The 12,397-nt window shown below is 70.3% G+C and carries 12 protein-coding genes; 5 read left to right on the forward strand and 7 right to left on the reverse strand.

What is annotated here, in order from left to right:
• Nucleotides 1-38: 38 nt before the first annotated feature.
• The gene (hutU, locus tag DRV85_RS01240) at nucleotides 39-1,709 is read left to right on the forward strand and encodes a urocanate hydratase (RefSeq protein WP_113287604.1); all 1,671 of its coding nucleotides are present in this window, start codon (nucleotides 39-41) and stop codon (nucleotides 1,707-1,709) included.
• A gap of 121 nt (nucleotides 1,710-1,830) precedes the next feature.
• Here the strand turns inward: hutU and DRV85_RS01245 are convergent, their stop codons facing one another.
• The 5 genes from DRV85_RS01245 to DRV85_RS01265 form a co-directional block, all read right to left on the reverse strand.
• On the reverse strand, nucleotides 1,831-2,598 hold the full coding sequence (locus DRV85_RS01245; protein ID WP_113287605.1) for a hypothetical protein: 768 nt from the start codon (nucleotides 2,596-2,598) through the stop codon (nucleotides 1,831-1,833).
• Nucleotides 2,582-3,124 (reverse strand): sigma-70 family RNA polymerase sigma factor, encoded by a 543-nt coding sequence (locus DRV85_RS01250; RefSeq protein ID WP_113287606.1) that lies wholly within the window; start codon nucleotides 3,122-3,124, stop codon nucleotides 2,582-2,584. Before DRV85_RS01250 ends, DRV85_RS01245 begins: the two co-directional genes overlap by 17 nt.
• 28 nt (nucleotides 3,125-3,152) lie before the next feature.
• Complete coding sequence (locus DRV85_RS01255) at nucleotides 3,153-4,289, reverse strand: 2OG-Fe(II) oxygenase (protein WP_233495363.1); 1,137 nt, start codon at nucleotides 4,287-4,289, stop codon at nucleotides 3,153-3,155.
• A 282-nt stretch (nucleotides 4,290-4,571) separates the two neighbouring features.
• Complete coding sequence (locus tag DRV85_RS01260) at nucleotides 4,572-5,375, reverse strand: phytanoyl-CoA dioxygenase family protein (protein WP_113287607.1); 804 nt, start codon at nucleotides 5,373-5,375, stop codon at nucleotides 4,572-4,574.
• A 52-nt stretch (nucleotides 5,376-5,427) separates the two neighbouring features.
• Entirely contained in the window at nucleotides 5,428-6,093 is a 666-nt protein-coding gene (locus DRV85_RS01265; RefSeq protein ID WP_113287608.1) for an SOS response-associated peptidase, read from the reverse strand.
• A 93-nt stretch (nucleotides 6,094-6,186) separates the two neighbouring features.
• Between DRV85_RS01265 and DRV85_RS01270 the strand changes: the two genes are divergently transcribed.
• Nucleotides 6,187-7,944 (forward strand): tetratricopeptide repeat-containing sulfotransferase family protein, encoded by a 1,758-nt coding sequence (locus DRV85_RS01270; RefSeq protein WP_113287609.1) that lies wholly within the window; start codon nucleotides 6,187-6,189, stop codon nucleotides 7,942-7,944.
• A 55-nt stretch (nucleotides 7,945-7,999) separates the two neighbouring features.
• Here the strand turns inward: DRV85_RS01270 and DRV85_RS01275 are convergent, their stop codons facing one another.
• Nucleotides 8,000-9,595 (reverse strand): bifunctional metallophosphatase/5'-nucleotidase, encoded by a 1,596-nt coding sequence (locus DRV85_RS01275; RefSeq protein WP_113287610.1) that lies wholly within the window; start codon nucleotides 9,593-9,595, stop codon nucleotides 8,000-8,002.
• A 147-nt stretch (nucleotides 9,596-9,742) separates the two neighbouring features.
• On the opposite strand from DRV85_RS01275, the gene DRV85_RS01280 reads away from it, so the two are divergent.
• Genes DRV85_RS01280 through arsC form a run of 3 tightly spaced genes read left to right on the forward strand, consistent with a single transcriptional unit; the run spans nucleotide 9,743 to nucleotide 11,471 of the window.
• Entirely contained in the window at nucleotides 9,743-10,078 is a 336-nt protein-coding gene (locus tag DRV85_RS01280) for a DUF952 domain-containing protein (RefSeq protein WP_113287611.1), read from the forward strand.
• Nucleotides 10,075-11,133, forward strand: coding sequence for a quinone-dependent dihydroorotate dehydrogenase (locus DRV85_RS01285; protein ID WP_113287612.1), 1,059 nt, complete (start codon nucleotides 10,075-10,077; stop codon nucleotides 11,131-11,133). Before DRV85_RS01280 ends, DRV85_RS01285 begins: the two co-directional genes overlap by 4 nt.
• Nucleotides 11,130-11,471, forward strand: a complete 342-nt coding sequence (gene arsC / locus DRV85_RS01290; protein WP_113287613.1) for an arsenate reductase (glutaredoxin) — start codon at nucleotides 11,130-11,132, stop codon at nucleotides 11,469-11,471. The genes DRV85_RS01285 and arsC overlap by 4 nt, the downstream gene beginning before the upstream one ends.
• A 4-nt stretch (nucleotides 11,472-11,475) precedes the next feature.
• On the opposite strand, the gene DRV85_RS01295 is transcribed toward arsC, so the two are convergent.
• Nucleotides 11,476-12,309, reverse strand: a complete 834-nt coding sequence (locus tag DRV85_RS01295) for a 2OG-Fe(II) oxygenase (RefSeq protein WP_113287614.1) — start codon at nucleotides 12,307-12,309, stop codon at nucleotides 11,476-11,478.
• Nucleotides 12,310-12,397: the final 88 nt, after the last annotated feature.

Here is a 12,397-nt window from a genome sequence, read left to right on the forward strand (position 1 = left end):
CATCGCTTCACCTTGTCCGTCAGCAGCCGGAGCGCCCGATGACCGACCCTCGCCATAACGCCCGCGACATCTATCCGCCCACCGGCCCCGAGATCACGGCGAAGAGCTGGCTCACCGAGGCGCCGATGCGGATGCTGATGAACAACCTCCACCCCGACGTGGCCGAGAACCCGCACGAACTGGTGGTCTACGGCGGCATCGGCCGCGCCGCCCGGACCTGGGAGGATTTCGACCGCATCGTGGCCGCCCTGCGCGAGCTCGAGGCGGACGAGACGCTGCTGGTGCAGTCGGGCAAGCCGGTGGGCATCTTCCGCACCCATTCGGACGCCCCCCGCGTGCTGATCGCGAACTCCAACCTCGTGCCGCACTGGGCCGACTGGGCGCATTTCGGCGAACTCGACCGCAAGGGTCTCATGATGTACGGCCAGATGACCGCCGGCAGCTGGATCTACATCGGCACGCAGGGCATCGTGCAGGGCACCTACGAGACCTTCGCCGAGGCCGGGCGCCAGCACTACGGCGGCGACCTCACCGGGCGCTGGATCCTTACCGGCGGGCTTGGCGGCATGGGCGGCGCGCAGCCGCTGGCCGCGGTGATGGCCGGCGCCTGCTGCCTCGCCGTGGAATGTGACGAGAGCCGGGCCGATTTCCGCCTGCGCACCCGCTACCTCGACGAAAAGACGCACGATCTCGACGCGGCACTGGAGATGATCGCGCGCTGGACGCAGGCCGGAGAGGCGAAATCCGTGGGCCTGATCGGCAACGCCGCCGACGTCTTCGCCGAACTGGCGGCGCGCGACGTGCGCCCCGATATCGTCACCGACCAGACCAGCGCGCATGATCCGCTGCACGGTTACCTGCCGCAGGGCTGGAGCGTCGCGGAGTGGCGCGCGAAGCAGGAAAGCGACCCGCAGGCCGTCGAGACCGCCGCGCGCGCCTCCATGCGCAATCACGTCGAGGCGATGGTCGCCTTCTGGAACCGCGGGGTGCCCACGCTCGACTACGGCAACAACATCCGCCAAGTGGCCAAGGAAGAAGGGCTCGAGGATGCCTTCGCCTTTCCCGGCTTCGTGCCGGCCTACATCCGCCCGCTCTTCTGCCGCGGCATCGGCCCCTTCCGCTGGTGCGCGCTCTCGGGCGACCCCGAGGACATCTACCGCACCGACGCCAAGGTGAAGGAGCTGATCGACGACCCGCACCTGCATCAGTGGCTCGACATGGCGCGCGACCGCATCGCCTTTCAGGGGCTGCCGGCGCGCATCTGCTGGGTGGGCCTTGGCCAGCGTCACCGCCTGGGCCTCGCCTTCAACGAGATGGTGCGCAACGGCGAGCTGTCCGCGCCGGTGGTGATCGGGCGCGACCACCTCGATTCGGGCTCCGTCGCCTCCCCCAACCGCGAAACCGAGGCGATGAAGGACGGCTCCGACGCGGTCAGCGACTGGCCGCTTCTGAACGCGCTGCTCAACACCGCCTCCGGCGCCACCTGGGTCTCGCTGCACCACGGCGGCGGCGTCGGCATGGGCTTTTCCCAGCACGCCGGCATGGTGATCTGCTGCGACGGCACGGACGAGGCCGACCGCCGCATCGAACGCGTGCTCTGGAACGACCCCGCCACCGGCGTCATGCGCCATGCGGACGCGGGCTACGACGATGCGCTGGCCTGCGCCCGCGAGCACGGGCTGCGCCTGCCCGGCATCCTGGGGCGGTAGCGCTTCGCCAATCCGGCAATCGGCACCGGACCGAAGCGAGAAGCCAAGCCCGCGGCCCGCCGCAATGCGCGCGCGGAGGAGACGCCCTTTCCCGCTCGGGACGGCCCGGGGCGTGCCGGCTTCAGTTCAGCCTTCTGAGGAGTTTCGTCGCACCGGTCGCGAGCTGCTCGGGATGCCCCGACCCGTCGACGAGAACGAAGGACGACCGGCCGCGCTCGAACAACGCTATGGTCCTGCCCTCGTATTCGAAGGCCGTGGGCGGGTGCTCGGCCTGTTGCGCTCTGCGCGCCACGGCCAGCAGGAGTATCCGCCCCAGTTCGGGCGCATCGGCGGCGATCGCGATGCCGGGGCGCTCCGGTGTCGCGACGACCTGCACGTCGCGCACCGTCCAGTCCGCCGGCAGGGGTGGCAGGTCGATGCCCAGCGCGGCGACGATCTCCTGCGCGTCCAGGTCCGCGCTCTCGGGCTGCGACGCCATCCAGTGCCGCAGCTCGAGCGCCGCCTGCGCGTCGAGCGCGGCCTCGACCAGTGGCGGCGCGCCCGCGGGGCGGGTGACCTCCCAGGCCACATGGCTCGTCCAGCCTGCCCCGAACAGCACGACGGCCGCCGCGTAGGGCACGACGCGACGCAGCAGGCGCCGTCCGCGAAGCCGCTTCTGAAGACGGCGGGCCTCGGCCACGAGCCGGGGCGCCGGCGGCTCGTTTTCCATCGAAAGCGCCAGCCGCAGGGCCGCGGCATCGCGCATATCCTTGAGCAGGCCGGCCGTCCGCCCGGGCCGCTCGGCGAGGTACTCCGCGACGGCCCAGGTGCGATGCGACTCGAGCTGCCCCTGCAAAAGCGCGAGCAGATCGGCCTCGACCTCCGGATCGGGCTCAGTCCTGTCGTTCATCGCGCCCTCCGACGATCCTCAGGGGGCTCGCCGATCGCGTCTCCTTTTCCCCGTCCTCGAAGGCCCGGAGCGCCGCGCGCGCCCGGCCGACGCGGGACATCACCGTGCCCGGCGGGACGCCCAGGATCTCCGCCGCTTCGGCCACACTGAATCCCTCCACCGCCACGAGGTGCAAGGCTTCGCGCTGTTCGGCGTTCAGGGCGAGGAAGGCGGCGCGCAGCTGCGCGAGCCTGGCCGCGATTTCCCCGGAGGGCGGCACGAAGGCCGGCCGCGTCGCGGACCAGGCCTGATCCCGCGCCTGGGCCGCCCGTTCGCTGCGCCGCCCGTCTATGAAAAGGTTGTGCAGGATCGCCATCAGCCAGACGCGCAGGTCCGCGCCCTCGGCGAAGGTGGCATGCCGCTCCTGCGCGCGCAGGAAGGTCGCCTGGACAAGATCGTCCGCCGCCTCCGGGTCACGCGTCAGCACCCGCGCGTAGCGACGCAGGCTGTCGAGCTGACCCACGATATCCAGATCGCCCCCGCGCATGCAGCTCAGACCGGGCTTGCCATTCGGTTCATGCGGACGTCTCCGTCTGGACGGCGGTTTGCGCACGATACCCTGATCCGGTCTCGCCGACATAGCGCGCGTTGTCTTCCCGGATACGGGCGGCCGCGTCGTCGTAGAGGAAGGGCAGGAACGCGTAGCGACGCCCGCGCGTCACCTTGCTCACCTTGTGGAGCAGCGAGCAGGAGAACACGACGGCGCCGCCCGGCGGAGCCTTGAAGCTTCTCGGTCCGTATTCGGGAAAACACACCTCGCCGCCGTCAAAATCGTCGTTGAGGTTCACCGAGACGGCGAACCGGCGATGCGCGGTGCCTTTCGTCGTGTTGTCCCGGTGGGCCGAGAAATGCCCGCCGTCCTCGGCGGCGTAGCAGGAGACGATGTAGCGCTCCATCCGCGTCGCGTTGAACTGGTGGATCTTGGCGATCTCGGGCACGACGCGGCGCAGGAACCGCGCCTGCAGGGCGGATATCAGCGCGTCATCCTCGATCTCGTAGTCCTTGCGCCGCTTGAAGCTCGGGTCCGTGACGCCGACGGTGCGCCCGCCGATCTCGCGCATGAAGCCGCTCTCCTCCCCGCCCTGCGCCTCGTATAGGCCGATCAGGTGTCGGCAGAGCTCGGGCTCGAAGACGCGCGGCAGGAACAGGATCGGCGCCATGATCTCGACCCCCGCGAACCGCGCGGGCGGCGGCAACTCCTCCAGCAGATCCATGACCTCGGTGATATCGCCCCGGTCCTTGCGGAACGGGATCGCGGCGATGACGCGCATCGTCGGATCGATGACGACCCATTGCCGCGCCAGCGTGATGGGGCCGGCAGCGGGCTCGGCATCCCTCGCGGCGACGCCGTAGATGCGCGAGGCCGTCAGATCGAAATCCCAGAAATGCCGATACCCGGGAATACGGTTGGCCACGCGCCCGGTCGCCTCGTCCTCGGGATCGATGCTGACACCGAAGAAGCACGCCCGATCGTCGTCGAAGAGCTCGGGCCGGCCATAGGCCGCCGCCAGCGCCGCCTGTGCATGCGGATCGGCTGCGCTGCCGAAAAAGCACAGCACGAGATACCGCCCCGCCGCGCTGTCGAAAACGAAGCGGGGGTTGGCGGCGCTGCGCTGTCTGAAGCCGGGCGCCGGATCGCCCGGCGTGAGCATGGTCCTCGAATCGATCGGCGGCGGAGGAGAAGTCATTTCGAGTGTCCCCGTCTGTTCGCGATACATACGGAGACCCCGGCCGCTTTCATCCCGAGTTCGCGCGGAAAGACTCCGGAGAGGCCGGGACGCCGGGCGAAAGACGGATGCCGACCGCCAATTCCGAGGGCGACTGCGGTCCCGCCGCCGCCCGTGTCGACCAGTCTGCGAAGCGCCGTTCGGGCGCTGCCGCGGGCGGTGGCGAGCTGCCAGCTCGAGGGAGGCCGCGCGCGATGACCCCGCGTCTCAGCCCGCGCGCCGCCAGATCACCGGGAACCAGTCCGCGCGCAGGCGCTGGCCCGGGACCATGTCGTGCCCCGGAAAGGGCGGCGAGGTGCGGCCGGGTCGCTCGACGACACGGGCGTCGTCGCCCACCAGCCGCAGGCTGAAGGCGCGGCGGCGCGCGGCCGCCGCGTTGCCGCGCGCACCGTGCAGCGTGTCGAAGTGGAAGGCCACCGCGTCGCCTGGCGCCATCTCCCATTCCAGCACGCGCATTCCCTCGGCGTCCGGGTCGGGCACCGGGCGATAGGCTTCCGGGTCGGGATAGAAATTCTCGCCCTTGAGCCAGCGGGTGGGCAGCACCGGGCGATCCCAGAGGTGGCTGCCCGCGACCAGCCGCAGGGTCGCCTCGCGCACCGGGTCCAGCGGCACCCAGAAGCTCACCGTCTGGCGGCCGGAGACGAAGTAGTAGGGCCCGTCCTGGTGCCATGGCGTGGGCTTGGACGTCCCCGGCTCCTTGACCAGCACGTGATCGTGGAAGAGCTGCGCGGTGTCCGACCGCATCAGGTCGGCCGCCACCTCGGCCACGGGCGAGGCGTGAATCGCCTGCTCGAACTCGGGGATGCGCGTCCAGTTGCAGTAGTCGTCGAAGAAGCGCCCGGTGTCGCCCTCTTGCGTGTTCTCGGCGGCATAAGGCCCCGGCTCTTTCATGTTGCGCGCGACGCCCGCGCGCAGAAGCTCCACCTGGTCGGCGAAGAGGCCGCGGATCACCACGGCGCCGTCGCGGGCGTAGGCGTCGATCAGGTCTTCGGTCAGCAGCGGGTGGGGCATGGCGGCTCTCCTTCCCGCGAGAGCCTGCCCCGCGTCGCGCGCGCTGTCCAGATCACGCCTCGACCGGCGCGATGAGCTCCGGTCCGGAGGCGCGGTTGGAGTTCACCGCGCGGCTCACTCGGAAGAACTCCAGCGTCCCCTCGGGCGGCGCCTGCATCACCGCCGCCGCACCATGCCCCGCCTCGCCCAGCCAGAGCGCCCAGTGCTCGGGCTCCAGCACCACGGGCATGCGGTGATGGATCGCGGCGAGGTCGCGGCTGGCCGGGCAGGTGACGATGGCGCAGCTGCGATAGGCCTCGCCGTCGCCTTCCCAGTCTTGCCAGATCCCGGCAAACGCCATCGGCTCGCCGTTCGCGCGGCGGAAATACCACGGGTAGCGCGTGCCTTCGGCGTCCTTCGTCCATTCGTAGAAGCCCGAGGCGGGGATCAGGCAGCGGCGTTCGCGCGCGGCGGTGCGGAAGGCGGCCTTCTCCGCCACCGTCTCGGCCCGCGCGTTGATCAGCAGCGGGCCGTCCGTGGGCGACTTGTACCAGTGCGGCAGGAACCCCCAGCGCATGGCGCCCAGCCGGCGCTGCCCGTCCCCGGACCAGACCGCATGCACCGGGTTCGTCGGGCAGACGTTGTAGTTGGGCACCGGCGGCAGATCGTTGGCGGGCACGGCCGCGAAGAGCTGCGCCATGGCGTCCGGGGGCAGGGTCACGGCGAAACGTCCGCACATACGCCCGAGCCTAGCCTGTCGGCCCTGCGGCCGCCAGAGTTGCGCGCCTGCCGCCCGCCCGCTAGCAGAGGGGCCAAGGCAAGGGGGACGCGCATGGCAGCCGATCCGCGCATGGAGGCGCAGAAGATCGCGGGGCTTCTGCAGGCGGGCAAGCTGCGCGCGGCCTTCAAGGCGGCGAAGGGGGCGATGAAACGCTGGCCGCGCGAGGCCTTCTTCGCCAATCTCGCCGGACTCGCGCTGGTCCACGACGGCGACAGCCGGCAGGCGGTGGCGTATTTCCGCAAGGCGATGGCCCTCAACCCCGGCTTCCCCGAGCCCGCGCAGAACCTGATCCAGGCGCTGGTCGCGCTCGACCGGCTCGAGACGGCGCAGGCCACGCTGGACAAGCTGCTCGCCAAGCGGCCGCGCGACCCCGAGCTCTGGTATCAGCAGGGACTCTGCCACATGCGCGCCGGCCGCGCCGAGACGGCCGAGACGGCGGCGGACCGGGCGCTGGAGCTCGCGCCGAAGATGGTGAAGGCGTGGCTTCTGCGCGCCGCGCTGCGGATGGACCGGGGCGATTTCGCGGGCGCCCTGGAGGACTGCCGCGCGGCCGAGCGGCGCGCGCCGCAGAGCGCGGAGGTGGCGATGCGCCTGTCCGAGGCGCTCTCGGGCCTGCGTCGCGACGCCGAGGCGCTGGAGGCGATCGCGCGCGCCGCGGCGCTCGATCCGGGCGACACCGAGGTGCTGCACCGCCACGCGGTGCTGCTCAACCAGGCGGGGCGGACGGACGAGGCGAAGGAAGCGCTGAAGCGTCTGCTCACCCTTGCGCCGCAGTCGCCCGACGGGCTCTACGATCTCGTCCAGCTTCAGACCGCCGAAGAGAACGCGGCGCTGCTTCCGCAGATCGAGACGGCGCTGCACAAGGCGCGCGAGGACTCCGCCAGGCTGCTGCTCGAGTTCGCGGCCGCGCGCGTCCACGGCCAGCTGGGCGACGCCGCGGCGGAGGCCCGGCACATCGCCGAGGGCAACGCCGCGGATGCGCGGCTGCGGCCGCACGACTTCGCGGCGGCCGAGGCGCAGTGCGCGCGCATCCTGAGCCAGTTTCCCGAAGATGCCCCACCGCCCGCGGCCGAACCCCTCGCAGGGCCCGTGCCGATCTTCGTTCTCGGCATGATGCGGTCCGGCACCACGCTGACCGAGCAGATGATCTCGGCCCATCCGGCGGTCTTCGGCGCGGGCGAGCTCGACACCGCCGCGCGGCTGACCATGCCACAGGTGGCGGGCGAGGCGGGATTCGGGGCCGATGAGGCCGCGGCGCTCGCACGCGCCTACCGCGCCGCCCTGCCGGAGATGCCCGAGAGCACGCGCGCCTTCGTGGACAAGATGCCGGCGAATTACCGGCTGATCGGCTACCTGGCGACCGCGCTGCCGGAGGCGCGCTTCGTCCACCTCGTGCGCGACCCGCGCGACGTGGCTCTCTCCATCTGGCGGACGCATTTCCCCGCCGCCGCAATGGGCTTCACCGCCGATCTCGAAGCCATCGCGCAGATGGCGAACCTCTACCGGCGCTACATGGCCCGCTGGCAGGCGCTCTTCCCCGAACGCATCCTCGACGTGCCCTATGCAGAGCTCGTGCAGGACATCGAGGGCTGGAGCCGGCGCCTCGCCGAACACTGCGGCCTCGACTGGGTGCCCGAGATGGCCGCGCCGGAGAAGAACCCGGGCGCCGTGCGCACCGCCAGCGTGAACCAGGTGCGGCAGGGGGTGCACTCCCGCTCGGTCGGCGCATGGCGCAAGCACGCCGAGGCGCTGGCGCCCTTCGTCGCGGCGCTCGACCCGGCGCTCTGGCCGGATCTGGACGCAGGCTGAACCGTCCGTGCCACTGGGCGGAGGCGCCGGCCCCGCAGGGGGCCGGCGCGCATCGTCACTTCGCGGTGATCCGCCCGTCGGTGTAGGGCGTGTAGGGCGAATTCTCGGCCAGGTAGTCGGCGACGACCTGCTCGAGCCCGGGGCCGAAGTCATAGGCGTTCATCGCGTCCGCGGCGAACATCGAGTAACCATCGCCGCCCTTGCGCATGAAGTTGTTGGACACGACGCCATAGGTCGCCTCCGGGTCGAGCGGCTGCCAGTCGCCCTCCATCATCACCATCACGTCGCTCACGCGCGAACCTGGTTCCGCCGAGGCGTCGAAGGTGTATTTCAGCCCGGCGACCTGCGGGAAGCGGCCGGCGCCCTCCTCGATCTGGCTCACGCCGTTTTCGAGCGCGGCGAGGACGTCCTCGCCCTCGAGCTGGAAGGTGGCGAGCGTGTTCTGGAAGGGCAGAACGGTGAGCACCTCGCCCATCGAGACCTCGCCCGCGTCGATCGAGGCGCGCAGGCCACCGCCGTTCTGGATCGCGATCTGGATGCCCTGGTCGCGCACCCGGTCGAGCATCGCGTCGGCCACGAGGTTGCCCATCTCGCATTCCCGCGCGCGGCAGCTTTCCCGCGCGCCGTCGATGGGCGCCGTGGTCTCGGCCACCACCTCCTGCATCTTCTCGCGGATCGGTTCGGCAAGCGCGGCCACGCGGTCTGCCACCGCCTCGTCCTTGGCGATGTCGGGGCCCACGAGAATGGTGTCGCCCTCGGCCAGCGTGACGTTACCCGCATCGTCGAAGGTCAGCGTCAGGTGGCCCAGGTATTTCGAATAGGCGTAGGCCTGCACGATGGGAACCATCGTGCCGTCCGGTGCCGTGGCATAGGTCGGATAGGCGCCCGCGCGATCGGGATCGGAGGCCGAGAGATAGGTATGCGAATGACCGCCCACGATGGCGTCGATCCCCTCGACCGCCTCGGCGATGCGGATGTCGTGCGTAAGGCCCACGTGGGTGAGCGCGACGATCTTGTCCACGCCCCGGGCTTCCAGCACCTCGACCTGCGCGGCGATCGAGTCGATCTCGTCCATGAAGATCACGTCCGGGCCGGGCGAGGACAGCTCCGGCGTATCCGCGGCCACGGCGGAGACGAGGCCGATCCGCTCGCCCCCAACCTCGAGCACCAGCGTGCGGCCGACCTTGCCGCCCAGCTCTTCGGATTGCGACAGGTCGAGGCTGCCCGAGATCACCGGGAAGGGCAGCGCGTCCACGAAGTCGGCCAGTTTTGCGGGGCCGAGGTTGAATTCGTGGTTGCCCAGCGCCATCGCGTCGAAGCCGATCATCGCCATGAATTCGGCCGCCGCCTGCCCCTGGTAGGTGGTGAAGAACAGCGAGCCCTGGAACTGGTCGCCCGCGTCGAGCACCAGCAGGTTCTCGCCCTCGAGCTCTGCGCGCCTGGCGTCGATCAGGGTCTTGAGCCGGGCCACGCCGCCAAAGCATTCGCCCGCGGCGTCGTCCTCGGGCGAACAGGTGGAATCGAAGCGGCTGATCGGCTCCAGCCGGCTGTGCAGATCGTTGATATGCAGGATGTGCAGCGTGTAGTCCGCTGCCGCCATCCCGGGGACGAGCGCGAGCGCCGCGGCGCCGCGAAACAGTCTGGGAAGCATCTTGTGCCCTCGGTGTTGGAGTCCGTTCCGAACGGTGCCGCGCGGCGGAACGCGAAGCAACGGCTATTCGATGCCACGCCAATACGACAACGGCCTGAAGGGCGGGCGCGCTTGACCGCCGCCTGCCCGCGCGGCAGGAGTGCCGCCATGCTGATCTACAAGATATTCCGCTCGGACGAACTCGCGGAGCTTCTCGAACAGGGCGCCACGCAGGGCGCGCCCGTCGATCTCGCCGACGGCTACGTCCATCTCTCGACGGGCGATCAGGTCCGCGAGACCGCAGCGCGGCATTTCGCCCGCGAGGACGGGCTGCATCTGCTGGCGGTCGAGACCGACACGCTGGGCGGCGCGCTGAAATGGGAAGTCTCGCGCGGCGGGGATCTCTTTCCGCATCTCTACCGCGAATTGCGCCGCGAGGACGTGGTCTGGCACGCGCCGCTGCCCCTCAAGGGCGGGACGCACGACTTCTCGGGGCTGCTGTGAGCCTCGTCGAGCGCCTTGGGCTGGCGCTCCTGCGCGGGCTGGAGCCGGAGACGGCGCACGCCTGGGCGCTGCGCGGGCTGATGGCCGGGGCGGCCCCGCTGCCCGGCCTCGTCACCTCCGAGCGGCTGCGCTGCGAGGTCGGGGGCCTGCGCCTTGCCAACCCGGTGGGGCTGGCCGCGGGTTTCGACAAGAACGCGGTGGCGCTCCATCCGCTCTCGCGTGCGGGCTTCGGTTTCGTCGAGGTGGGGGCGGTCACGCCGCGCCCGCAGCCCGGCAACCCGCGCCCGCGGCTCTTTCGCCTGCCGGAGGACGCGGGCGTCATCAACCGCTTCGGCTTCAACAACGACGGGATGGAGGCAGTCGCGGCGCGCCTGGAGCGCCGCCCGCGCGACATGGTGCTGGGCCTCAACCTCGGCGCCAACAAGGACAGCGCCGACCGCGCGGGCGACTTCGCCGCGGTGCTGGCGCGCTGCGGGCGCTGGCTGGACTTCGCCACCGTCAATGTCAGTTCCCCCAACACCGAGCGGCTGCGCGACCTGCAGGGGGCCGAGGCGCTGGCCGCGCTTCTGGCGCGCGTCACGGAGGCGCGCGCGGGGCTCGGCCGGCCCCTGCCCCTCTTTCTCAAGATCGCGCCGGACCTCACCGAGGCGGAGCTGGCCGACGTCGCCGCCGTGGCGCGCGAGGCCGGGATCGACGGCATCGTGGCGACCAACACGACGCTCGCGCGCGACGGGCTGCGCTCGGTCCATGCGGGCGAGGCGGGCGGGCTGTCCGGCCGCCCGCTCTTCCGTCGCTCGACGCAGGTGCTGGCGCGGCTCTCGCGGCTCACCGGCGGCGCGATGCCGCTGATCGGCGTGGGCGGGATCTTCGGCGCCGAGGACGCCTACGCCAAGATCCGCGCGGGCGCCTCCGCGGTGCAGCTTTATACCGGCCTTGTCTACGAGGGGCTTTCGCTGGGCGCCCGGATCGCCGAAGGGCTGGATGCGTTGCTTGCCAAGGACGGCTTCGCCAGTGTGGCGGAGGCCGTCGGCACCGCGAGGGGAGACTGGGAATGATCACGTTCTGGCACAATCCGCGTTGCGCCAAGTCGCGCGCGGCGCTCAAGCTGCTCGAAGAACATGGCGCGGAGGTGACGGTCCGCCGCTATCTCGACGATCCGCCCACGGCCGAGGAGCTGCACCATCTCCTCCGCATGCTCGGCACCGGCGCGAAGGATCTCATGCGCCGGAAGGAAAGAACCTTCGCCGAGGCGGGTCTGTCGGAAACCGACCCCGAGGACCGGCTGATCGCGGCGATGGCGGCGCATCCGATCCTGATCGAGCGGCCAGTCGCCATGCGGGGCGACCGCGCCGTGATCGGCCGCCCGCCGGAGCGGGTGCTCGACCTTCTCTGACCGATCAGAGGCCGAGGCGCCGCAACGGGCCGGCCACGCGGCGGAAGACGATGGGCGGCAGCACGTCCTCTATGAACTCCCAGCGGGCGATCTCCTTGTCGGGCTTGTCGGCGGTGCCGGGCCGTGGTCGGAACAGCGTGGTGTGCTTGCGGCGGGTGCCGTCCCAGGTCGCCGTGTAGTAATAGAGCGCAATCGACTTGCGTGACTGCCCCTCGGGATGATTCACCGGCTCGGGATTGCCGTGCCAGCTGTCCGACGAGGTCGAGAAGCAGACCATCCGGTTGAAGACCGGCGTGAAGCTTTCGACCTTGTGGGTCATCTCCCTGTCCCAGATCTCGAAGGAGCCGCCCCACTCGGGCTGCCAATCCTTGTTGAGATAGACCAGCACGTTGAGCCGCCGCTCGAGGTTGAGCTTCTCGTGATAGTTGAAATCGGCGTGGATATCGAGATGCCCGCCATTCGAGACGACATGGACACCGCCGCCGGCATGGTAGGGATCGGGAATCAGACCCTTGATGCCGGTCATGTCCTCCAGAAAGAGAAGAAAGGCGCGCGAGTTGAGCATCTGGATGACGCGCCGGGTATAGAGCGGCAGCCGCTCGGGGCTGTAGTTGGATTTCAGGTTTTCCTGCGGTCGGCTGTAGCTGTGCTGCGCCTCGGGAAGTTGCTCGAGCTCGTGCAGCACCCGCTCTGGGATCTCGGCCGGCAAGAAGTCGTCAAGGCAGATGTGCGGATACGGCTCGGCGGAAGTATATCGGTCATGCAGCGATCGAGCGACCGAGCGCGCCTCGTCGACCGGCATCATCAGCGAGTCGGTATCGAAGGAAAGAACTGCCATGACCTGTTACCCTGTTGCACGTTTCTGGAAAGCCTAACCCAAGCTGCGCGCCCGCGAAACGCCTGCGAGATTAACACTGCGTTTCGGC

Source organism: Rhodosalinus halophilus (genome assembly GCF_003298775.1).
Classification (GTDB): Bacteria; Pseudomonadota; Alphaproteobacteria; order Rhodobacterales; family Rhodobacteraceae; genus Rhodosalinus; species Rhodosalinus halophilus.